19 protein-coding genes are annotated in these 24,176 nt (G+C 52.2%); 9 read left to right on the top strand and 10 right to left on the bottom strand.

The annotated features are described in order from the left end of the window. Window positions 1–18: 18 nt before the first annotated feature. The 8 genes from LLG96_06445 to LLG96_06410 form a co-directional block, all read right to left on the bottom strand. Window positions 19–1,107, bottom strand: coding sequence for a radical SAM protein (locus tag LLG96_06445; protein ID MCE5249845.1), 1,089 nt, complete (start codon window positions 1,105–1,107; stop codon window positions 19–21). Beyond that, window positions 1,104–2,075, bottom strand: coding sequence for a porphobilinogen synthase (hemB, locus tag LLG96_06440; GenBank protein ID MCE5249844.1), 972 nt, complete (start codon window positions 2,073–2,075; stop codon window positions 1,104–1,106). Before hemB ends, LLG96_06445 begins: the two co-directional genes overlap by 4 nt. After that, a complete protein-coding gene (locus LLG96_06435) occupies window positions 2,060–3,049 on the bottom strand; it encodes an Lrp/AsnC family transcriptional regulator (protein ID MCE5249843.1) in 990 nt (329 codons plus the stop codon). The genes hemB and LLG96_06435 overlap by 16 nt, the downstream gene beginning before the upstream one ends. A gap of 328 nt (window positions 3,050–3,377) precedes the next feature. Continuing rightward, window positions 3,378–4,562 (bottom strand): 12,18-didecarboxysiroheme deacetylase, encoded by a 1,185-nt coding sequence (ahbC, locus tag LLG96_06430; GenBank protein MCE5249842.1) that lies wholly within the window; start codon window positions 4,560–4,562, stop codon window positions 3,378–3,380. A 4-nt stretch (window positions 4,563–4,566) separates the two neighbouring features. Beyond that, complete coding sequence (gene cobA, locus LLG96_06425) at window positions 4,567–6,072, bottom strand: uroporphyrinogen-III C-methyltransferase (GenBank protein ID MCE5249841.1); 1,506 nt, start codon at window positions 6,070–6,072, stop codon at window positions 4,567–4,569. Window positions 6,073–6,555: 483 nt separating this feature from the next. Continuing rightward, complete coding sequence (gene hemC, locus LLG96_06420) at window positions 6,556–7,470, bottom strand: hydroxymethylbilane synthase (protein ID MCE5249840.1); 915 nt, start codon at window positions 7,468–7,470, stop codon at window positions 6,556–6,558. 16 nt (window positions 7,471–7,486) lie between these two features. Next, window positions 7,487–8,767, bottom strand: coding sequence for a glutamyl-tRNA reductase (hemA, locus tag LLG96_06415; GenBank protein MCE5249839.1), 1,281 nt, complete (start codon window positions 8,765–8,767; stop codon window positions 7,487–7,489). Next, window positions 8,734–9,375 (bottom strand): bifunctional precorrin-2 dehydrogenase/sirohydrochlorin ferrochelatase, encoded by a 642-nt coding sequence (locus tag LLG96_06410; protein ID MCE5249838.1) that lies wholly within the window; start codon window positions 9,373–9,375, stop codon window positions 8,734–8,736. The genes hemA and LLG96_06410 overlap by 34 nt, the downstream gene beginning before the upstream one ends. Before the next feature lie 304 nt (window positions 9,376–9,679). Between LLG96_06410 and acpS the strand changes: the two genes are divergently transcribed. From acpS to LLG96_06390, 4 genes are all read left to right on the top strand, one after another. Then, the gene (gene acpS, locus LLG96_06405) at window positions 9,680–10,063 is read left to right on the top strand and encodes a holo-ACP synthase (GenBank protein ID MCE5249837.1); all 384 of its coding nucleotides are present in this window, start codon (window positions 9,680–9,682) and stop codon (window positions 10,061–10,063) included. Window positions 10,064–10,098: 35 nt separating this feature from the next. After that, on the top strand, window positions 10,099–13,203 hold the full coding sequence (locus LLG96_06400) for a heparinase II/III-family protein (GenBank protein MCE5249836.1): 3,105 nt from the start codon (window positions 10,099–10,101) through the stop codon (window positions 13,201–13,203). A gap of 283 nt (window positions 13,204–13,486) precedes the next feature. Then, window positions 13,487–14,206 carry a type 1 glutamine amidotransferase gene (locus LLG96_06395; protein ID MCE5249835.1) on the top strand — a complete coding sequence of 240 codons (720 nt, stop codon included), beginning with the start codon at window positions 13,487–13,489 and terminating at the stop codon, window positions 14,204–14,206. A 133-nt stretch (window positions 14,207–14,339) separates the two neighbouring features. Further along, window positions 14,340–16,043, top strand: a complete 1,704-nt coding sequence (locus tag LLG96_06390) for an ABC-ATPase domain-containing protein (GenBank protein ID MCE5249834.1) — start codon at window positions 14,340–14,342, stop codon at window positions 16,041–16,043. Window positions 16,044–16,162: 119 nt separating this feature from the next. On the opposite strand, the gene LLG96_06385 is transcribed toward LLG96_06390, so the two are convergent. Continuing rightward, on the bottom strand, window positions 16,163–16,366 hold the full coding sequence (locus LLG96_06385; GenBank protein ID MCE5249833.1) for a cold shock domain-containing protein: 204 nt from the start codon (window positions 16,364–16,366) through the stop codon (window positions 16,163–16,165). Between the two features lie 990 nt (window positions 16,367–17,356). Between LLG96_06385 and LLG96_06380 the strand changes: the two genes are divergently transcribed. The 3 genes from LLG96_06380 (at window position 17,357) to LLG96_06370 (ending at window position 19,342) form a co-directional block, all read left to right on the top strand. Continuing rightward, window positions 17,357–18,595, top strand: coding sequence for a DUF4159 domain-containing protein (locus LLG96_06380; GenBank protein MCE5249832.1), 1,239 nt, complete (start codon window positions 17,357–17,359; stop codon window positions 18,593–18,595). 111 nt (window positions 18,596–18,706) lie between these two features. Continuing rightward, window positions 18,707–18,943 (top strand): AbrB/MazE/SpoVT family DNA-binding domain-containing protein, encoded by a 237-nt coding sequence (locus LLG96_06375; protein ID MCE5249831.1) that lies wholly within the window; start codon window positions 18,707–18,709, stop codon window positions 18,941–18,943. Between the two features lie 3 nt (window positions 18,944–18,946). Then, window positions 18,947–19,342 (top strand): type II toxin-antitoxin system VapC family toxin, encoded by a 396-nt coding sequence (locus LLG96_06370; GenBank protein ID MCE5249830.1) that lies wholly within the window; start codon window positions 18,947–18,949, stop codon window positions 19,340–19,342. 142 nt (window positions 19,343–19,484) lie between these two features. Here the strand turns inward: LLG96_06370 and LLG96_06365 are convergent, their stop codons facing one another. After that, window positions 19,485–21,491: a glycoside hydrolase family 97 protein gene (locus LLG96_06365; GenBank protein ID MCE5249829.1), complete on the bottom strand. Its 2,007-nt coding sequence runs from the start codon at window positions 21,489–21,491 to the stop codon at window positions 19,485–19,487. A 1,005-nt stretch (window positions 21,492–22,496) separates the two neighbouring features. Between LLG96_06365 and LLG96_06360 the strand changes: the two genes are divergently transcribed. Both LLG96_06360 and LLG96_06355 read left to right on the top strand, forming a co-directional pair. After that, window positions 22,497–22,976 (top strand): MarR family transcriptional regulator, encoded by a 480-nt coding sequence (locus LLG96_06360; protein MCE5249828.1) that lies wholly within the window; start codon window positions 22,497–22,499, stop codon window positions 22,974–22,976. Between the two features lie 588 nt (window positions 22,977–23,564). Beyond that, window positions 23,565–24,164, top strand: coding sequence for a hypothetical protein (locus LLG96_06355; GenBank protein ID MCE5249827.1), 600 nt, complete (start codon window positions 23,565–23,567; stop codon window positions 24,162–24,164). Window positions 24,165–24,176 lie beyond the last annotated feature (12 nt).

The raw sequence follows: 24,176 nt of genomic DNA, 5'->3' as shown, positions 1-24,176 counted from the left end.
ATTCAGCCATGTATGCGTTTATTCTTCTTCCCCTCCGGGTATATAGAGACAGTTCGGTTCTTCCGCGAGATAATCGCCGGAAAGATAGTAAGCCCGGGCTCTGCATCCTCCGCATACCTGCCAGTATTCACATTTCCCGCAGGTTCCACGGTAGTTGTTACGGTCGCGTACGGCGTTGAAGAGGGGGGATGTTTCCCAGATCGACTTCAGGTCATACGATTCCCTGCGGAGATTGCCCGCCTCAAGCTCAAGAAACCCGCACATCTGCACCGCGCCGACATGGGATACGAATACGAATCCGTAGCCGCCGAGACATCCCCGTGTCATGATCAGGCCATTTTTATGATTTCCGTGGGGATTGGACCGGTTTTCCGGGTGAACCGCCATGTCGGGGCGACTGCGCCTGAGCTGTCGGGCAACCCTGCCGTAATGGGGGCTGCATGTGGGTTTGAGTTCGATGGGAGAGCGTTCGGCTATCTCTGCAATACGGATGAGCGCCGATTCGTATTCTTCAGGTGGAAGCGCATTATCGGACAGCCCCTTTCCGCGACCCATGGGAACGAGGAGAAACGGATGAAACGCGACCGCGCCGAGGGAGACCGCCAGGTCGTGAATGGCATCGAGTTCGCCTATGTTGAGCGATGTAATGGTGCTGTTTATCTGGAATGCAAGCCCCTGTGACCGTGCGGCGGCAATACCTCTGAGAGCGGCTTCAAACGCCCCGGGGATGCCCCGGAAGCTGTCATGCGTCCGCGCATCGGCGCCGTCCAGGCTCACACTGATACGCGACACGCCGGTGTCGATGAGTTTCCGGGCGGCGTTTTCGCTGAGATGCTGTCCGCATGTGGCGAGTACCGTTGTCAGCCCGAGGGAGGAGGAATATGCGGTAATATCGAACACATCGGGCCGTACGAGCGGTTCCCCGCCGGTGACGATGACGATCGGTTTCGAGAACGAGGCGGCGCTGTCGAGTATCCGCCCGATCTCGCCGAGAGAGAGCTCGTCGGGGTACACTTCGTTCCGCGAATCGCCGCGGCAGTGCCTGCACGCGAGGGTGCAGGTACGGGTAATTTCGAGTGCCAGGAGACGCAGGGGCGGAACGGTCATGCGAGCATCCCCGCAGCCTTGCGGGCGAAATAGGTGAGGATCATGTCAGCACCCGCGCGTTTTATGGAGACAAGGCTTTCCATCATGACCGTATCGAGATCGAGCCAGCCGTTTTTGGCCGCTGCGTGGATCATGGCATACTCGCCGCTCACCTGGTACGCCGCGACGGGGAGATCGAAACGGTCGCGCGCCTCGCGGATAATATCGAGGTACGGCATGGCTGGTTTGACCATGATAATGTCGGCGCCCTCTTCGATATCGAGGGCAATTTCACGGAGCGCTTCACGGCGGTTGGCCGGGTCCATCTGGTAGGAGCGCCGGTCGCCGAACTGCGGGGGCGATTCAGCCGCATCCCTGAAAGGGCCGTAAAACCCCGAAGCGAATTTCGCCGCGTAGGCCATGACCGGTATATGGGTGAATCCGCTGCCGTCGAGGGCGTTCCTGATATGACCGATACGGCCGTCCATCATGTCCGATGGGGCGATGATATCCGCTCCGGCGCGGGCATAGGCGAGGCTTGCCCGGGCGAGAAGATCAAGGGTCGGATCGTTGTCCACATCGCCGTTCTTTATGACTCCGCAGTGCCCGTGGTCGGTGTATTCGCACATGCAGACATCGGTGATGACAAGAAGCTGCGGCAGCTCGGATTTGAGAGCGCGCACAGCACGGGGAATGATGCCGTCGTCATCGTACGCCCCGGTGCCGAGCGGGTCCTTGTGGTCGGGAATTCCGAACAGGAGCACTCCCCCGACGCCGTCGCCCACGGCAGCACGGCATTCCTCCGTGAGTACATCCACCGACATCTGGGAAACGCCGGGCATCGAGGGCACCGGCCGTCTTACATCGTCACCCGGACGAACGAACAGGGGCAGAATAAAATCGCCGGGATCGAGCTTTGTCTCTCTTACCAGCGAACGGAGCTCGGGCGTCCTGCGCAGACGTCTCATGCGCGTTACCGGGTATCCCATCTTCCATCCTCCATGAAATAGTACATTGTCGTTTTCTTGAGTTCCCTGAGGGTTTTAAGGACAACCATGCCGGCGTCCGGGGCGAGCGAAACCATTCCGCGAACGAGGTCGTCGAGCTCACTGTCCGAGCGGGCGTGAACCATCGTGTACAGTTCGTACGGCCAGTCCCCGTGAGTGAGCCTTCTGTAACAGTGGCTGACCCGCGGCAATGCGGCGAACGTATGACCGAGCGCATCGACATCGATGCCGCTCCATGCCGCGAGGCCGTTCGCCGAATACCCCGCGCGTTGGTGATCGAGCCGGGCTCCGAACCTCCTGATGACACCGTCATCGATCCATGAGTTCACGGTTTCGAGCACCCATGATTCACTCGTCCCGAGAGCCTGTGCGGCAAGCTCGAATGGCTTTTCCGCCACGGGGAATTTTTTCTGAAGAAACCTGATCAACTCCCGATGCTCTTCATCGGGGGGCGGACAATCCCTATCAGGTTTCGATACCGGGGATGCGGCGTTCTTTTCACCGAACACGGCGCTGACCTTGTAGACTGTCACGGCGGGCAGGTTCAGAATCCGCACAACACCCGGAAGGCGCTTTGTCCACGCTATTATGTTGTCCCTTATCCCGGAATCGCGGGCGGTTATCGTAAACCAGACATTCAGCACATGATCGCGGAGGTAGATGTGTGTGATCTCGTTAATGTCAGCCATCGCATCCGTAAAACCGTCGATGCCGGAATTTTCAATCTCCGCGGCGACAAGAGTGCTGACATACCCGAGCTTCCGGGCTTCGAAAACGGGGCCGAACGCACGTATGACGCCCTTCTCCATGAGGTCGTGAATCATCTCGACAACCTCTTGTTCCGAACAGCTGAGGAGTTCCGCGATGGCTTTGAACGGCCTTTCGACAACGGGTACGTTCGACTGGATGACCGCGAGCAGGTCGTTCTGTTTTTTGTCGAGAGATACGGGTAACATGCTGTTCGCCTAAGGAAAAAAACTTTAACATTTTACATACGGTACTTTCCTTTGCTCGCCCAAAGGAAAGTATCCAAAGGAAAAGGCGCCCTGTGAAAAGCCTTTTCCCCCGTTCACTGCCCGTTTTTCGGGAATGTGTGAACTCACGAGCCTTCGGCTCGCTCGGACAGCACCCATTCTTTTTCCGAAAACCGGTTGTGAACGCGGGGCTTTTCAACGGGTTGATAATTCAAAAACTTCAAAGGTCTATATTCTATTTATAATCAATGTATTACACTACACCACAGTATGGATTTCAGAGGGTTGTTGGTATTATTTCCCCGTAATGTTATTCGATTCCGATTTCGCTGTCGGTGAGATAGCAGGCCGGATCGGGCGCCCAGATATCTCCGGTCACCGCCTCGGCGCGCGCGCGGAAGTTGCCTCCGCACACATCCAGAAAGCGGCATTGCGCGCATCTCCCCGTGACATGGCGCTTTTTGTCCTTGAGTTTCATGAGGAAATCGTTGTTCCTGTCCGTCCATATCTCGCCGAATGAATGGTCGCGCACATTTCCGAGAATATGGTGACGCCAGAACTGATCGGGGTGAACGGAACCGTCCCATCCGATGGACGACACTCCCACGCCCGAACTGTTCCCGCCGTTGAACCTGAGGAGTTCGAGCACCTGTTCCGCCCGAGGCGGATTTTCACGGGTAAGTCGGAGATACAGATAGGGGCCGTCACAGTGATTGTCAACGGTCAGAACCTCGATTTTCCTGCCGTGACGGTGGAGTTCCGCTGTCCGGTCGATGATCGTGTCCACGACGGCGCGGGTGCTTTCATGGGAAAGCGCCTCGTCGAGGAGTCCTTTACCTCTTCCCGTGTACACAAGATGGTAAAAACAGATGCGGGGGATACCTTCCTGTTCGAGCAGGGCAAACACTGCGGGAATTTCGCTCACATTACGATGGGTTATAGTGAAGCGGAGGCCCGTTTTTATGCCTGCCTCGCGGGCATTCCGAAGTCCTTGGATGGCTCTGTCGAACGAGCCTTGAACGCCCCGGAAGGAATCGTGAACCGCAGGGCCGCCGTCCAGACTGACTCCGACATACGAAAGACCGACATCGGCGAGTGCGTGGGCTTTTTCCGGAGTTATGAGCGTCCCGTTCGTTGAGATAACCGCCCGCATGCCCGATTTGACTGCATGTCCGGCAAGGAGCGCAAGATCGGGATGCATGAGCGGCTCGCCGCCGGAAAACAGGACGACCGGGGAACCGAATTTCGCCAGATCGTCGATAACACGCATGAGTTCATCGGTTGTCATTTCCCCGGAGGGCCTGGCATCGTTCGCGCCCGCGTAGCAGTGAACGCACTTCAGGTTGCAGCGCCTCGTTATATTCATGATCACGACGGGCCGCTTGTCCTCGGAAAACTGGAGAAGGTGGGAAGGCAGCTCTGAAGAGCGCCGTCCATACCGGAGCACATCCGAAGGTTCTATCGAGTCGCAGTACAGCTTGGAAATACCGACCACCGGTTCATGTCTCCCTTCCGCGTGCATCGCAGAGCGCTTTTATAAGCCCGTCGGTTGTGTATTCGGAGGCGCAGACAGCGGGTTCAAGACCATAGCGCCCGATGGCTTTCGTCGTTTCTGGACCGATGCTTGCGAGGATAACGTTTCCGGGCAGCTCGTCCGGGGAAATATTATCGAAAAAGCCATCCACAGTCGATGCGCTCGTAAACGTCACAATGTCTATCCCGCCCTTTCGCACACGGTCGAGAACCGCCGTATCCATGCGCTCCGGCTGTGTGGAATAAAATGTCACCTCATCGACGGTTGCGCCTCTGCTCCTGAGCCCGTCGGGGACATAGCTCCTGCCCCTGTCGGAACGGACGAGCAGAAAATGTTTCGCCGCCGGGTCGGTGTGTTCACATATCGCATCGAGGAGCCCCTCGGCGATATATGCCTCGGCTTTCACATCCGCCGATATGCCGTGTTCGAGGAGCGACTGCGCGGTCGCGGGCCCGATGGCGCCGATCATTTTCCCCGCCGGAAGCTCCGAATCCATATTCATGTTCTTTAACGCCCGGAAAAACGATTCGACTCCGTTGACGCTGAAAAAAAGGATGGCGTCATAGACGGGCAGTTTTCCGAGCGCATCCAGAACTTCGGGAGTGTCGATGGTGTCGACCGTTGTGATGGCGGGCATGAGCACCGGTTCGGCTCCCAGTTCACGGAGCTTGTCGGAAAACTGCTTCGATTGCCGTTGCGGCCGGGTAATCCCGATCCTGAGACCGGCGAGAGGATGAGGACAGAACCACGCGAGTGTTTCGTGAAGGGCGACGGTTTTTCCTACAACAAGGAGCGCGGGAGGGGAAACGTTCTGCTCCTCAGCTTTCAGATGAATATCCGCGAGGCTGCCGGTTACGACTTTCTGGGAAGGCGTTGTGCCCTGTTCGATGAGCGCGGCAGGAGTATCCGCCGGAAGACCGCCCGCCCTGAGTTCCTCTGCGATATGGGCAAGGTTGCCGACCCCCATGAACACCACGATGGTATCGACCGCCTGTGCTATGTGGCTCCAGCGAACCGTGTCTTCATGTTTACCGCTTGCGGCGTGGCCCGTGACGATGCCTACCGATGAGGCGAAACTCCGGTGCGTCAGGGGAATGCCGGCATATGCCGGGGCCGCAGTGAGAGCCGAAACTCCCGGGACGATCTCGAACGGGATGCCCTCCCTGCGAAGCCGTTCGGCTTCCTCGCCGCCGCGTCCGAATAGAAACGGATCGCCTCCCTTGAGCCGGACTGTTTCGAGACCCTTTTTTCCGAAATCGGCCAGCATATCCGCTATCTCATCCTGGGTTTTCGTATGATTATCAGCGCTTTTCCCCACATCGATGAGTGTGCAGCCTTCCTTTGTATTGGAAAGAAGAGATGCATCGATAAGCCTGTCGTAGAGGACGACATCCGCCCGGCGGAGAAGCTCGATCGCTTTCACCGTGATGAGTCCCGGATCGCCGGGTCCTGCTCCTACAAGATAAACCATGAAAACAGCCCCTGTACTGCATGGAAAAATGTGGTTGATATGTTCCCGATCCGCTCCGGCAACTGCTTGTCCGCATTATGGATAATAAATAAACGGAAAACGGAGTTCAACAGAGAATTTGGCTGTTCTGAAGCCCCTATAATTTTTCAGAATACTTTTAAGATGATACTTTCCTTTGCACACCCAAAGGAAAGTATCCAAAGGAAAGGGTGCCCGTGAAAAGCCTTATTCCCCGTTCACTGCCCGTTTTTCGGGAATGTGTGAACTCACGAGCCTTCGGCTCGCTCGGACAGCACCCATTCTTTTTCCGAAAACCGGTTGTGACCGCGGGGCTTTTCAACGGGAAAATAAATTCTCAGGCAATTTTTTGATTCTATTTATAATCAAAATGTTATTCAACATTCAGATATGGATTTGGGGATCACAAGAGAATTTAATGATTTCCATTTTACTCTATCGTTATAGTGGTCACTCTTATAATGATTATTTTTTGCCGTTATTACCGACCGCACGGCGTAACCTTCCGGCCATCTCCCGCGCCGATGTTTGCGCCTGTTCGGGAGTTGCGTGAATAGTTTCCCTCATCATATCCCCGTGTCCGGCGGGAGAGACGAAACCGCTGAAGACAATCTCCCTGCCCTCGAAACGGGCAAGCGCGCCCACCGGCATATGGCAACCCATGCCGAGGGTTTCGATAAACGCCCGCTCGGTCTCCACGCAGGCGCGGACATCGCGGTCATCAATTGCATTCAGGAGCGACAGGACATCGGGGTCATCCGCTCTGCATTCCAGGCCGAGCGCACCCTGGCACGGCGCGGGCAGGACGGTTTCGGTGTCCAGATACTCCGTGACCGCCGAAGAAAGCCCGAGACGTTCGAGTCCCGCGGCTGCAAGCACGACCGCATCGACGGATTCATGGCCGGGTTTTTTCAGCCGTGTTTCGATATTTCCCCGAATATCGGCAAAAACGACATCGGGGCGGACAGCCCGAATCTGAACCCTCCGCCTGATACTGCCAGTGGCGATGACACTTCCGGAGGGAAGCGTTTTGAGCGTATGACCGACCGGAGAGACCAGGACATCGCGGTAATCCGCCCTTTCAGGCGCCGCGCCGAGCACGAGCCCTTCGGGAAGTTTCGACGGCAGGTCCTTGAGGCTGTGCACAGCAGCGTCAATCTTATGCAGGAGCAGGGCGTTCTCTATACTCCGCACAAACGCTCCGCGGCCGCCGAAGTCCGAAAGCGGAGAGGTGCGATCGATATCCCCTTCGGTTTTAATGATACGCGTTTCGATTTTCAGTTCCGGAAACATGAGCATGAGCCGCGCCCGGACAGTTTCCGTCTGGGCAAGCGCAAGAGTGCTTCCGCGTGTTCCGAGTACCAGTGATATTCTCTTCATGGCTGGACAGGACATTTTATTCGTTTTTTTCGTCGATAAAGAGCTCGCGAACGGAATTTACGAGACGTTCCCGGGAGCTTTCCGATGCCGCGGCGCGCATGGTTATGGTGGGATTGTGAAGAATTTTTCTCACAACACGCCGTGTGACAAGATCGAGCGTTTTAAAAGCTTCCGGATTTATACGGTTTCTGACCTTGTCGAGTTCTTCCTGGCGGATAGATTCGCACCGCTCGCGGAGACGCTGGATTACCGGGATAACGGTGCGTTCCGAAAGCCATGAGCGAAATTCTTCGACCTCTTTAACGATCAGTTTTTTTGCTTTTTCGGCCTCGCTTTTACGTTTGTCACGGTTGCCGAAAATGACATCCTCGAGGTCATCTATGTTATAGAGAACGATACGGTCGGTGTCCGAGGCATCGGGCTCGACATTGCGGGGTACTCCGAGGTCGATGATAAAGAGCGGCGAGTTTTTGCGGGCTTGCATGTATGTCAGAAAATCGCTCGTTTTCATGACCGGACTGCAGCTTGCGACCGACGAGAGTATGATATCGACCGAAGAACTCATCGGGGCGATCTTGTCGAACGGTATTGTCTCCCCGGCGACTCTGCCGGCGAGATCGGCAGCCCGCAGCGCCGTCCTGTTCGAGACGTACAGCCGTTCCACACCGGAATTGACGAGCTGCCGCGCGCAGAGCTCGCCGATTTTACCGGCGCCTACGAGAAGAACCGAACGGCCGTCGAGCGTGCCGAAAACCTTTCGTGCGAGTTCGACCGCCGCATAGCTTACCGAGACGGCTCCCTCGCCGATCGATGTGGTATTCCGTGCGAGCTTGCCGACCCTGAAAGTATGGTGAAAGAGGCGGTTGAACACCGGGCCCGTGCACAGGTGGTCGCATGCGGCCGAGTAGGCGTTTTTGACCTGTCCGAATATCTGCGGCTCGCCGATGATCATCGAGTCGAGACCGCATGTCACCATGAAGAGGTGTTCGACGACCTCCATCCCCTGGAACCGGTAGAATCTGTCCAACATGGATGGCTCCTGGCCGGTCACCGAAAGAATGTACCGCTCGATAAGACCGCGTACCTTTTTTACCGGTTCGCTGAGCACCGTGTACAGTTCGGTCCTGTTACAGGTGGAAAGCACCACGCATTCCGAGACGCCCCGAATGGATTTCAAACCCTTCAGAACGGCACCGAGCGAATCGGGTGAGATCGATACTTTCTCGCGCAGCTCCACCTCGGCGGTTTTGTGGGAAATACCGGTCATGAAGAAATGACTTTTTTTAATTCCTCCCATACTGCTTCTTTCCCCGATAAAAAAAAGAGTGCGCGTGTTTCATCCCGCACCAGCCACGAGAGCGCCGTGTTTTTCCGTTCGGCTGTCAGATCGGCGCAGGATATAATATACGTTCTAATTTCACCCATCGCCTCGATAAAATCGCCATACCGTTCAGGAAACAGCTTCTCGAGTTCGCAGCGGATATGCCCCGCCAGCCCCGGACACAGTCCGCCGGTAGATATCGCGATACGCAGCGGGCCGCGTCTGACCACCGCGCCGGAATAGAAATCACAGAGCGCCGGGGTATCTACGACGTTGACAAGAATCCGTTTCCGTCGCGCAGCTTCGGCAATCGCGGCATTGACATCCTCATCGTCCGTGGCGGCGAATACGAGGAATGCGCCATCGATATCGTCCGGCTCGAACCGTTTTGTTTTCAGAACGAACATACCCTGCTCCGACAGAGCGGTAATTCCGCCGGACGGGTTTTCCGCCACCACGGTTAGCACGGCTCCGGTCTCGATGAGGTCGCGGGCTTTTCTGAGGGCGACCGCTCCACCGCCCACGATGACACAGGGTCTTCCGCCGATCGGAAGAAAGATCGGATACAGGGGATGTTCATTCATGCCGTTGCTTCCGGTGCTGTTATTGAAATGCCTGAAAAACAGGAACGTGCCCGGAATTTTTCCTTTATGCGCCAGGAAAGAGTGAAAATCGGTAAAATCATATGGACAGAAAGGGTGATGTTCCGGGGTGATATTATATAGTTCTTTTATATTTATCAACTTACAAAATGCACGTATATTTTATAACGTATAAAAGATACTTTGAGAAAGATTTTCTGTCAAGGTGTTACGGCTTTGTGGCCATGCAGGTTCATCTTGCAAAAAACCGGTATGAGGTTATATTTCATGCTGACCGGAGAAAAATATGATAGCAGGTATCGGAATTGACATACTGAGAGCCGACCGCATCAGGTCGGCAATAGAGCGTTATGGTGAACGGTTTACACGCCGTGTATTCACCTGCACCGAGCTGGAATACTGCCGCTCGAAGAAAAACGCATACGAAAGCCTGGCAGCCCGGTTCGCCGTAAAAGAGGCCGCGTTCAAGGCTCTCGGCAGGGGATGGGACGAATGCGGCGGATTCACAGCGGTTGAGGTCGTCACGGGGAACGGTGGCCGCCCTGAGATTGTCTTTTGCGGGAAAGCCAGGAAGATTGCGGACAGCATCGGTGTCAGCCGTGCCTTTGTCACCATTACCCACGACAGCGGCATTTCGGCAGCGGTAGTTATTCTGGAAAAACAGGTTTGATTGTATACCACTTGTTTAACTTGTACGGAGGTACTATGAAACGCATGGTTATTGCTGTGCTGGTTGTTCTGTGTATGTTGTCAGGTATGACGCCGGTATTGGCAGCTCCGGTTCTCGAACCGTATACGTACGTATTCGATTTCGAAAACGGTTCTGTGGGCGCATGGTCGTCCTATCCTCCTTCCCAGGACACTGCATACGATCCGACCATATGGGTAAAACCTCTCTATGCTGACAAAAAAGCCCAGAACAGAGCCCTTTACCGGGAAATCACCCCGAATTTCGAAATCGACACTATGTTCGGCGTCAGGAAAAAACTCGATCTGTATGTCGATGCATCGAGCGTTCTGACGTTCAAGTGCTTTATTAAGAGTAACCGCGATATCGGCGGCGTCCGGGTTCGCTTCGGATTTGCCGACGGGACCATGGTCGAGCGGACGATTTCGTTCAGTGCACGGTCGACCTGGCGTGACTGCGCCATCAAAATGAGCGATGTCATCTCCGGAGGGAGCATGCAGAAGCTTGCGGCGGTTGCCTTTATGGCGTTCTGTCCCAACGCCGACCCGGAAAACCTCCTCCGTTTCGGAGTCGATGATGTCAAAATAAACGGTATGCGCGAATCCGCATGGAAATTCAGCTCCCCGGCCGTTCACAAGCTCGATGAGTGGCCGGAATACATAGCGGGGAAGCATTTCACCGAGGGCGAGTCGATTACCATCTCCGGCAATCCGCCGTTCAATGTCGGTTCGGCGGCGGTCATAGTCTCGCAGGCGCTTACTGGTGAAATTACCGGCACTTTCCGGATGAAGAAAACGGACAGCGACTGGTCGGTTTCGATTCCGCTCACACCGGGTACCGGGATCACATCGGGCATGTGGCGTGTCACGGTCAAGGCATCCTCGAAGGACAAGAAGGACGATACCATCTCGACGGACCTCGTGTTTCTCGTCAGGCGCGCCGATGCGCCGAAAACCAATCCGCGCCTGCTCATGAAACCCGGCGACGCCCCGAAGATACTGGACAAGGCTTCCTCCGGGCGAATGCGCGAGATATGGGAAAGCCTCCAGCAGAATGCAAGCAGAACCCGGGGCGCCCGCAAGCCGGAAGAATTCAAGTACAACCTCGATGCCTATGACGATATATACTGGCTGCCGACTTACGGCGGATATATCCAGGCCATCAGCACACCGTCCACCTATATCCGGGCGAACGGAATCGTATACGGTATTTCGGGGGACGCCGAAGCGGGAGATGCCGCCTGCCGCGCGCTCCTCATGATGGCGAAATGGCCGAGCTTCGTTCATCCCCATATTCTGAACCAGGGGCAGTTCACCTACTGGCCGGTCGGACAGAAGCTGGCGGACCTGGCTATCGGATTCGACATGGTGTGCGCCCGTTTTACCCCGGAGGAGCGCCGCGAGGTAGCCGATGCGCTCTATTCGAAGGGAGTCACCGAGGTTTTCAAGGAGTATGTCCGCGACAACAGGGTTTCATCGAACACCTCGAACTGGATCGGCGATGTAACCGGCGGCGGGCTGCTCTGTGCGCTTGCGGTCATGAACGATTTCAAAGATGAGGACATGGAGCCGTACATGACCGGGATGCTCCTCAAGCTCAATGCCCTCATACAGTCGATCGACAGGGACGGCGATTACGGCGAGGGGTATTCCTATCTCAACCATGCGATGCACTGCATCAATGTCGCCTTGCCCGCCCTCGACAACACATTCGGTATAAAGTTCCCCGAAAAACTCGCTCAATCATATAAATTTCTCCTCTATCAGATGGATTCGTCGACGAAGGAACTGTACGATTACGGGGATACGGTCGACCGCCTGTCCAGCATGTCTGTCTTTTCCTATCTCATCTCTAGGTATCACGACCCCCGCCTGAAATGGCTCTACGACCTCGCTCCGGGCAGGAGCGATGTCGATCTTCTGCTCATGGATGACAGTGTCCCTTCACAGGGGCCGGAGGGACTTCCGACTTCGGTTCTGTTCAGGGATACGGGCACGGCGGTTTTAAGGAGCGGATTCGGGCACGAGGATTTTATGGTTGTATTCCGCTGCGGGGCCTTTTTCAACCATCAGCATTTCGACCAGGGGGCGTTCTATCTCTCCGATCGCGGCGAGAATTTCCTCACCGAAGTGGGCAGGAGCGATTATTATGACGATCCATGGTACCAGAAGCTCGTCATCCAACCCGCGGGGCACAATTGCATTCTCGTCGACAGGAACCCCGAAAGCCAGCGTCACGGGGACCTGCTTGACGATGTGCCCGCATGGACGAACGCCGCCTCCGTGACGGATTTTATGACGTTCGATGACGGCGCTTTCGTATCGGGACGGCTCGATCCGATTTACCGGGGGAAACTGACTACCCTGCGGCGAAATATCCTCTACTGCGCCCCGAGAACGATCGTTCTCATCGACGAGGCTGTCGGCGCAGGCGATGCGCGCGAGATAAATCTGCGATTCCATGCCCCGCGCAAAGAGGATATCACAGTCAGCGGCAAGGACGCCTCAATCACACGGGCAGACAAAACTCTCACCATCCGCACTGTTTCTCCGGCAGGGTATACATCAGAAATTCTCAAACGTCCCCCGACCATCTACGAATTTGGCCGTGAGGATGCAGTCACCATGAAGACCCGTGGCTTCCTCCAGCTTTCGGCAGACCTCGGGAAGGAAGCGACGACCTTCGTGAATGTGTTGACCACTGATGCGGGTGTGGTCGGCGGTCTCAACGAGCGGTCATACGGCGATCATGTCACCTTGTCGCTGGGTAACGTTGCATATTCGATCAATACAACCGCCGGAAAACAATATTCCGCGGATGGTATAACCACCGACGCTCTTGTTTATGCCACCCTGAGCGACGGATTCAAGGCCATGAGGGCGACTAAGGTCGTTTCCGGCGCAGGAACGCTCCTGAGCGCGACCGCCCCGGTCTCGGTTGTGGTGAGGCCCGGAAGAATCGTCTACGCTGCCCCGGCACGTACTGATGTAACCCTCAGGCTCGATGCCAAACCCGGCCAGGTCAGGCTCGACGGGAAACTTACGAAGGATTGGAACTACGACAAGAAAGCGGGATTGAAACTGAAGCTTTCACCCGGCTCCGGAGTGATCGAGATACAGTAGTACGGACACAGCATATACTCTACGATACATCAGATGGTATTTATGTTGTGATAACAGCATTATCGGGAAATATGTTTTAATCGAAAGAATTCATTGCAGCTTGCTGCGGGGTAAAAGCCCCTTCCGTCACTTCGTGACACCTTCCCCCGTACCGGGGGCAGGAAACTACAGGAGTCGCACCAATTTTCCTTGACCCTTGAGGGGGAAAGGGATTAAGGGTTAGGGGGCCTGATCGGATACCCCGGAGTTCACTCACGGGTAGTTCATTGTTTGCAGGGACGATATGAAAATTCATTATATCCAGCATGTTCCGTTCGAGGGGCCGGCGCTGGTTGAATCGTGGGCGCGCGACAGGGGGCATTCCATCAAGGGGACTCTGCTCTATCGCGGCGATGCGCTGCCCGACCTCGGAAGCTTCGATCTGCTGGTCATTCTCGGCGGGCCGATGAATATTTACGAGGATTCCGTATACTCCTGGCTTACCGGGGAGAAACGTTTTCTTGAAAAAGCCGTTGCTGGCGGAAAAACGGCGCTCGGAATCTGTCTCGGAGCACAGTTGCTCGCAGATGTGCTTGGCGGGAAAGTGTACAAAAACAGCGAGCCCGAGATCGGCTGGTTTCCCGTATCGCTGACGGAGCACGGTGAACAATCCCCCGTTTTCGGCGGATTACCGAAGCGTTTTACCGCCTTTCACTGGCACGGCGATACGTTCACCGAACCTCCGGGAGGCAGAATCACCGTGGAAACGGACTGCTGCGCACATCAGGCGTTCGAGTATAAAGGCCGTGTTTTCGGGCTGCAGTTCCACCTCGAATCGACACACGAGAGTATTCGACTGTTGATAGAAAACAGCGATGATTACACCCGTAAGGGGCGTTATATCCAGAAGCCGGAAGAAATGCTGTCGCAAATCACGTACACCTGTGAGACGGAGCGCAGCCTCGATGTTTTTCTTGATGCGGTCATCCGAAGGATTACACCTGATTTTAAGCAAGCATTGTAACATAAATTGTATTATATTAAAGATTCACATGTTGCGGGGTGATGTTCACCTTCTGTCAAAAATGGAAGGAACAGGATTCTCACCCCTTTTTTTTTAAGATTGATACCTATCACCTTGCGCAACGGATATGTTCATGAAAAACAAAAGGGATTTACGGAAACTGATACAAACGATAAACGAGCGTGAAACCGACGCTTATGCGGAGCTTACCGGCGAGTATGATTTCAGCGATTTTGTCCTGACCGTCGATTATGTTGCCCACGATGTTTCGCGTGTATCGGCGCGCATGAGGGTACGCGTGTTATTCGAAGCGGCGAAATTCCCCCATGATGTGTTCACTCCGAAAAGCCGTGAAATCGGAGCCCGCGACTTTCTTGTCCGCAGTTTTGACATGCGCTCGGGGAGGTACACGGTACGGGCTTCCGGAGTGAAGGGGGGACGGATTTTCATCGACCGTCCCGGACAGGAAATGCTCGAATCGACCGCCGTTGTTCTGGGGAAGACCTACATTGAAGTCCGTTTTACCGCCGAACTTCCTGTCAGGAAGGGGAAAGTGGATTCATCTTCCGCAGCCGAGCTGCTTATGGAGAGCATTCCGAGAGTGGTCCTCGAAAGTCTCATATTCAAGAATGTCGATGGTGACCGGCTTGCGGAATGGATTGAAGCATACGAAGACGCCGATGCAGTCCGCGCGCAGCTCTCCAGTCATAATCTCGTGGCGTTTATCGCCGATGGGAGCATTCTGCCGAGAAAAGGCGCCGACGATCCCCGGCCGGCCGAAGAAAAGGCTCATGAATTCACCGCGCCGGATGAGCTGGCGGTTACTCTCGATCTTCCCAACAGGGGGCATGTCCGCGGACTCGGGATTCCGGCCGGAATCACGCTTCTGACCGGAGGGCGTTTCCACGGGAAATCCACGGTTCTCAGGGCGCTGGAACTCGGAGTATACAATCACATCCCCGGCGACGGGAGGACATATGTGATTACCGTTTCCGACGCCGCGGGCATACATGCCGAAACAGGGCGGCGTATCGAACGGGTGAACCTCACGCCGTTTTTCGGGAGCGGCGGCAGCGGCATCGATACGGCGAATTTTTCCTCCGAAAACGCGACCGCCACGGAATCCATAGCGGCGAATATCATGGAAACACTCGAGATCGGAAGTTCGCTCCTGCTTTTCGATGAGGATTCCCTCCCCGCCGATATGATCGTGCGGGATGCCCGCATGCAGGCGCTTATCCCGAAAGACGACGAGCCTTCCGCAACCCTGATCGACATACTCCCCGTACTCCGCGACGAGATGAACGTTTCTGCGATCATTGCGCTCAGCGGGGCAGGTGATTATTTCGATATCGCCGACACCGTCATAGCCATGAAGCGGTACAGTCCGGTTGCGGTAACCGCAAAAGCCCGTAAAATAGCCGCAGATAAACCATCGGGCAGAAAAAAGGAACGCCCCGGCGATATCGGTAAATGCCTGACCGGGCGGCTGCCGCTCGAACACAGTTTTGAACCCGATAAAACAGCCCGGAGCGATGCCCCGAAACCATCCGAGAAAATGTGTGTTCAGTATGGCAGCGATTTTATCGACATCAGCCGGGTCAGACAGGTTGTCAATCCTTCGCAGGCCCGGGCGATTTCGAGAAGTCTTGCCCTCGTGCACCGACTTATCGGCAGCTCCGGTTCGCTCGGCGATGTGGTGAAAAAAGTCATAAACCGTATCGAAACGGTCGGTCTCGATACCCTGTCGAGCCGTATGATGGGGGATTTGGCGATGTTCCGCGCCCATGAGCTTGCGGCAGCCCTCAACAGGATGCGGAAGCTGAAAATCAAATAGCCGGACAGAAAGCTGTGACTCGTTAAACAATCCCGAAGCGGAACTCCGCGGAATTCTTCTCAATAAAAAAAGGGCCTCTGTTTTCACAGAGACCCTTGATGTTCAAAGTTCCAGTGCGGTTATACCTGCCGTACTTTATTTGCCTCGGGGCCTTTTTTGCCTTGAACTTTTTCGTATTCAACGGCGCGACCTTCCTGGAGATTGCGGAATCCGTCCATCATGATATTCGTGTGATGAACGAATAAATCAGGGCCGCCATCATCTGGGGTAATAAATCCGTACCCTTTCTGCTCGTTGAACCACTTTACCTTACCCTTTGCCATGTAAGCTCCTCAATTACGAGGTTCGTCCTTCCCGGTTGAACCTCAATACCTCCCTCATTTTACCGTTGAATATGCCCCGAGGGATAAAGGCGCATTCAATAATTGACTACGCAATATAATCATTCTTATGCAAAGTGTCAAAAAATCTTTTATTCCGTGTTGTTTATATAAAAATATCTCTCCATAGGCAAGTCCGGGTGGAGCGAGTGGGTGAAAATCGTATTCTGGATTATCTTCGTTCCCGCAGAAGTACTATATTCAGGCTTTTCGGACTTTCCCCGCATCAAACGGGGCGTCAGTGAATCTTGAAGATAGCAGTGTCCGGATAAATTTCATATCAATTGGAATAATGTATTGAAAACGCTGAGGTTTTCAATACATTCCATAATTCTCGATGTGATTTCTCATTTTTTACGACAACCCCCTTCGGCGCTTACGCGCCTGTTTCTCCCGGAGGGAGCACCATAGTGTGGTGCTTGCAGTTATATCCTGCCCCCTTGTAGGAGAGGATGTCATAAAGTGACAGAAAGGGGGCATTTTATAAAATTATCCGGACAGTTCTGGTAAAAGATTTAAAAATACAAATCCGTGTTTATATCCGCCGTATTAATAGATCGGGCAATAATTACGCCTCCCGGTTCCGTAACGGGACATGCCGTACGATATGAACCTCAATCACATAGACTGTCCGATATTGTACAGTATATGTTTCAAATCGTACATATTCTCATGATAATGCAACCCCTGCATCGGGGATACTTTCCCGAAACCGCATTATTCTCCGGCATTTATGTCTCACCATATACTTTTGGAATACTATTTGCTTAATAATAATGATTGTATCACATGATACTGTTTGTCAGGAATGGGAATTGAATTGCCATATTACAGGCTATGGTATCTTCAATATTTTTAAATCTATTGCAGCGGATTTCCTGTATCCCTTATGACCACCTCAGGTGTATGCCTCCGGAAAGCCGGTGATGACCGATGATAAACAGTTGTGATACAAAACGGTTTTTTCCCATTTCCGGCGCACCGGATTTTCAAAAACATGAAAAAGAAACACGCGGATTTCTTATATTCGGGTTTTTTGCGGTTATTGCATTCATCGGAATTGCCGGCTCTTATACATTTTTGAAAAAACCCGTTATAAAAGTTGTAAAACCGTTCATGACGGAACTTGTACTGAGAAAAAAGGGACTGACAACTCCTCTGGTAATCAAAAAACGGAGTTTCACCCGAAAATTCCCCATGACGAACGGCATCCGTTTTCGGTTACCCGCAGACCGGATTTCTATGAAACTTCCACCTTCACCGGACGCCATGAACGATGAGATCAATATGGCATATGATTATACCGGGAAACATTTCCCCGATGATGGCCTTACATTTCCGAAATATGAAAATCCTGATAATCCGGGAGGACATTATTCGCAGGACATTTCCTTGAAAAACGAGATGTTCGCTCTGGGGGATCTCGATAACGGGATATATAAGGCAACTGTCATACAGGATTCACGCAACAAGAAAAATATACACGGTTTTGTGTATATCGCGACTGTATGGGGAACGGAGTTCGCTCCTCCGGACCAGTTGAGACGGTCTGTGTTGAGTCTGGCCGAAGCGGTAAACCGTTATACCGGGATTCATGCAAAAATCGATTCTCACCTCATGCTCGATTCCTCACGGCTGTTCTCCATGCCGCTCATATACATCACGACCGATACGGCTTTCGAGCTCACCCCGAGAGAAGCTGAAAACCTGGGAAAATATCTCAGAAACGGCGGTTTCGCGGTTCTGGACAATGCTGCTCCCAATACGGAATACAGCCCGGCCGAGGCCTCGCTCCGTATGATGCTCAGGAATGCACTCGGCAAGGATGCGCGGTTCGAGCCGATACCGGACAGCCACCATCTTTACCACTGTTACTTCGATTTTAACGACGGCCCTCCGCTGGGCAGCGAGACGCGGAAGTATGTTCCTTCTGCCCTGCCGATGGCGACGATGCTTTCTAGTTTAACCGGAACCGTACATTACCTCGAAGGCGTCTGGATAAAAAACAGGCTTGTGGCGGTATATTCGGACAAAGGATATGCGCTCAAGTGGAAGGATTTTGAAAACAACAGCCCTCAGCTTAAAATCGGTGTCAACATGGTCGTTTTCGCGCTCACCCAGGAAGATGGGATAACGCAGCGGAACATGAAACGATTTACCGGAATACAGTAGGAGTAATTCATGACCTGCTATTCCAAATATGCAGGAATATATTTTTTGTAAAACAATTATTTATTGGGATATTATTCAATGATATACTTTGGGGGAAAGGAGGAAAAACTGATGTCCACGGCAACGGTTACGACCAAAGGGCAGATCGTCATACCCTCTAAAATCCGGCAGAGACTGAAAATAAAAAGAGGAACCAAATTGTGTATAACGGAAAGAGGGGACCAGATTATCATTCAGCCTCTGACAAGTGATTATTTTGGAAAAATGGCAGGGATTCTGCCGACCGAAGGGAAATTATCAAAGACACTCCTGGAAGAACGCGCAAAAGATAAAGACAGGGAAGCTTAAACGATGACAAGAATCCTGGATGCTCACGGGCTCATGGTTTTTTTTGAAAAAGAACCCGGTTTTGAAAAGATTGAATCATTTTTTAACGACGCTGTCGAGAAAGATGTTAACCTGCTCATGACATCGGTTAATTTTGGCGAGGTTTATCACATTATTTTAAGGGAGTGCGGAAAAGAAAAAGCTCAAGAGATAGAAAATATAATCGGGACTTTACCTGTCGATATTATTGATGTCGACATCCAGCTTGCCCGTGAAGCCGCCCGCTTCAAAGCCCGTCACCGGATATCCTATGCCGATTGTTTCGCTGCCGCCCTGGCGAAAATATGCCATGGAGTGGTTGTAACGGGTGATAAGGAATTTAAAGAGCTGGAAAATGAAATCGGAATTGAATGGCTGTAATATCCGATTCAGAATAATTGAAATGTTATATGACTGATAAGGAAAAAATTGTACAACCGAAATCATGATTTATCCCTGTAGGGGTAATTCATGAATTACCCCTACATAATGCACGATACACGGATTTTCCACTGACACCATATTATTTAGGTGAATACCTCGGCAGACTGCATCCTGCCGGAGCCGGGTAAAACCTCACGGCGCAGCCGCCGCCCGCCGCCATGTTTATATCGATTGAATCACCGGCGGTGATCAGCACCTCACGTTTCCGGACATCCTCGGGTCCGCTCCCATCCGCATAGATTTCAGCGGCATAATCGCCCTCGCCGAGAAAATCGAGCGATACGGTCATGAGACGCGGTGTCCAGTCGGTAATACTCCCCAGATACCATTCATCGGCGTACTGACGGGCTATGGCAATGAAATCGCCCACCTCCCCGGCGATAACCCTCGTTTTGTCCCATGTGACCGGAACGGCTTCGAGAAAATCCATGCCCGGCTTGTTACGGTAGTTTGCGGGATGGTCGGCAAGCATCTGGAGCGGGCTTTCAAATATGACATAGAGCGCGAGCTGGTGGCACCGTGTTCCCTGAGTCATCGGCTCGACAGACTGGGGTTTGAACTGTTCTTTCGTCGCGTTCGAAAATCCACCGGGCGTGTAATCCATGGGCCCCGCAAGCATTCTCGTAAAGGGAAGAGTGCAGTCGTGGTCGGGTGTGATACGGTCGCTCCACTTGCTGTATTCGAGACCCATGACGCCCTCGCGGGTGATGAGGTTCGGATACGTGCGCCGTATGCCGGTCGGTTTATATGCGCCGTGGAAATCGACAAGTAGCTTGTGCGCCGCCGCCTTCTGAACAGCCCGATGATAAAAGTTGACCATCTCCTGATCGTCACGGTTCATATAGTCGATTTTAACGCCCTTGACGCCCCATTTTTCGTAGAGCGGGAACGCTTCGTCCATCTGGCGGTCAACGCATTTCCAGTTGAGCCAGAGGATGATACCGACACCGCGCTCCCCGGCATACTGTACGAGACCGGGAACATCGATCTGAGGAATCGACTTTGTTATATCGACCTCGCCATCGGCATGGTCGCCGTACCAGCCCGCATCGACGAGCATGTACCGGAGGCCGTAATCTCCGGCGAAATCGATGAAGTATTTCATGGTCCGGTCGTCCATCGCACCCTTGAAATTCCGGTCTTTCACGACCTGTCCGCTCCACCAGTCCCAGGCAACCTTACCGGGTTGTATCCATGAATTATCGATTACACAGGGGGCATTGAGGTTGAGGACGATGTTTGATTCGATGAGATCGCCCGGTTGCTCGCCGATCATGAGGACGCGCCAGGGTGTCCCATGGGGAGTTTTAATACGGGCGCATACCCCGGAGCTGTCGGGCAGGGGGGAGAGCGATGCTGTGAGACCGGACGGCTTCCCCCCGGCCTTTTTAAGGTACATACCCGCATAATCGGTAAGATTGGCTTCGGTTATGGCGGCCCATGATTTTTCGGATGCCCTGATGAGAAGAGGCAGCGCTATAAGCGACTGGGGAGAGATCGCACCTAATTTAGAAGCGGTGTAATCGGTTTCGTACGATGTTGTATAGCTGTCGAGATGAAGTCCCCAGTAATCGTGATCGCCTGTGAAATAAAACGATGTCAGCTCACCGGTTATTTCGATGTTATCGAGTGTTTTCTGGACGGGAATGTAATACCTGAATGCGATGCCGTCGTTGTACGCCCTGAAAATGAGATTGATTTTCCTTTTGTTTTTGTCTTCGAGCTCGATAGTGGCTTCCTTGAAATAATCCCTGATTTCAGATGTTTTCCCGTACGGCATGGAATAGACCACATCGGTGCCCAGAAAGGTGACTTTTTCGACTGTGAGGTCTTCCGAGAATCCATCGCCATTTTTAAGCACAATTCCGAGCGGGGATTGTGTTACGACCGGGACATCGTCAAAGAGAACATCATACATGAGCGTTTTTCTGTTTTCACCGCCCCATGCCATTACCCGGGCTTTGATTCTGCCATCGGGAGAAATGATCGTAATCGGGGTTTTTCCGGTGCCGCATGATACGAGCGTGCACATCAGAATCCCCATCATGAACCCGAGCAGTTTTCCACTGTCAATATTCCATGTCATTGCGAACCTCCCGCTTGTATTGTTGAAAGACTTCCCGCAGTATGATTACAAGCCATAAAATGAAAAGACCGTTCCCAAAATGAATCCTCAGTCTTTTAACCCGACCTATTCATAAAAATTTAATGGAACGCGGATTTTCGCGGATCGAACGGATTTTCGCGGATTTTTTTATCTTTTTTTAGATGTGAACGATTAACAATTACTAAAAATAGTATATCTGGTTATTCAATTAGTTCATAATCACTTGTTTATTGTACGAGTATTGTCATTCCCAAGAACGAAGTGAATTGGGAATCCAGTATTAACATCGTTCTGTCATGAGCATCAAATTATGGATTCCCGTTTTCACGGGAATGACACTTTAACATCTAAAAACATCTCATTCGTAAGTTTTATGTACTGATTGAATAACCGGATAATCTATTTTCTTTATTTGTGTCTTTATGGTGAAATATTCCTATGAATAAACCTCATGTCCATTGATGGTCACAACGAAAGATAAAAATATATGGCTCCTCTAATAATACCTTATAGGGGAGCGAATTATAAAAAAGTTACGTTTTTTCTCAAAGCCCCCTTCCGTCACTTCGTGACACCTTCCCCCGTTCCGGGGGCAGGTAACTACCGGAGTTGCAACGACTTCCCTTGCCCCCTTCAGGGGGAAAGGGATTGAGGGTTTGGGGGCTGTTGTATAAACAAGAATGATTTTTAAAATTTTACACGATAAATAGAGATACCCTATATTTTCAAATAAATATTGAGCTTTTCTCCGTGCTCTCCAGGTCTCCGTGGTGAAATTGGGAATTTATATTTTCAGATAAAACCAAATTAAATTGCGTGGATATCGCGCAATATGTACACTCAGCATACATAAAAATACGGCAATAATCAAGAACCGGATTGAGGAGAACAAAAAAATGTATGTTTCATATATAATTTTTCTTGACATTTTTAATTTTAATATGTATTGTATACGTGTGATGAATAAAGCGGAGGTAATTGATAATGAGTTTACATGATGAAATCGGGCTCCTGAAACCGTTTAAAAGCCAGGGCCATGAAACGCTTCTGACCGTTATACTGACCGCATCACTCCTTGTCAAGGAAGGGCAGCAGCTTCTGCGTCCGTACGGTCTGACGGAAGCGCAGTTCAATGTGCTTCTTCTCCTGAAGGATCAGTCGGAAAACGGGATGCTGAACCAGACAAAACTGGGAAGCATGCTTCTCGTGAACCGTTCGAACATAACCGGGCTTATCGACCGTATGGAACAGGCTGGAATGGTTAAAAGAATTCCGGACGGCGATGACCGTCGGGTCAACCTTGTTCAGATGACCGACGAAGGCCGTCAGCTTCTGGCGAACGCAGAGAAGATTTATTTTAAACGCGTCAACGAAATAACATCTGTTCTGTCCAGCAACGAGTTTGTTCATCTCACCAAGATACTGGAAAGAATACGGAAACAACTGCATTATACCCAGGAATAAATAAAAAGTACCGTGAAATACTGCATAAGGAAGACATTCATGCGCCCATACTGTTTATACATGTACTATATATATAATAACATAATACCGGCTTCTTGCGCTGTAAGGGGAATTTCCCCATGATTTTTCGGTTCGGAGCCCGGACTTTCGCGCCTGGCCGTTTTTAGTGCTGTCGGGCTGCAATGCTTATAATACTTTCCGGTTATCCAGTTTGATAAGCATAGGAAACCTTTTTAATCAGAATTGATAATTTCTTCCGATAGTATGTGATCCCCCCTGCCTGCGGCATCCCCCCTTTTTAAGGGGGGAATGGCTTTTGGGGCACTTTCGTCCCCCTTTCTTTTATAAGGGGGAGACGGCGAAGCCGAGGGGGATCAATCATGTCAGCTGATTTTACTGGATAACCGGATAATACTTTTAACATATTTTTCAGGGTTTTAAATAGTGGATGAAGAGTAAGTATTCATTGTGACCGATTATCACGGTGACATCATCGGCGCCGGCAGGTTCGATGATGATGCACCATAACCGAAACGGATTTTCCGGATACAAACCTTCATTGTGTTACGTTACCATAAGGAGTCAGTTATGAAAACATTGGCTTTATGCTTTCTGCTGATGTTCGCATCGTCAACCGTAAGAGCCCAGGAAGAGACGCTCATTAAGGGTAATGTGGTTCACGGCGGCTTCGGTGGACCTGTTGTCAAAGTCACTTCGTTTAACGGGAAAGTGGAATGGATGACCGGCGGACGCGGCGGATGGATAATCAATCATTCGTTTATTCTCGGCGGCGGCGGATACGGTCTAACATCGGAACCCGATGCTCCCGGTGCAGCCATTGATGTATACGGAGAGAACGAGCTTAAAACGGGTTTCGGGTATGGTGGTGTGGAAATGGAATATATCTTCAGACCGAACAAGCTTATTCATTGTTCAGTATATACACTCATCGGAGGAGGAGGAGTTAATTACTATGTGAACACCGATACGACAGACAATTTTGACAGAGCCGATGCGGTATTTGTTTTCGAGCCGGCGTTTAACGGGACCCTCAATGTGACCAAGTGGTTCAGGATCAGTACGGGTGTGTCATACCGGCTGGTTTCGGGACTCGATCTGGCCGGCCTGAAAGATTCCGATGTAAGCGGACTCGCCGGGTCATTGACCTTCCGTTTCGGAAAATTCTAATGGATTCATATT

The organism is bacterium (assembly GCA_021372535.1).
GTDB lineage: Bacteria > Latescibacterota > Latescibacteria > Latescibacterales > Latescibacteraceae > JAFGMP01.
This window is presented reverse-complemented; position numbering and strand designations above follow the sequence as displayed.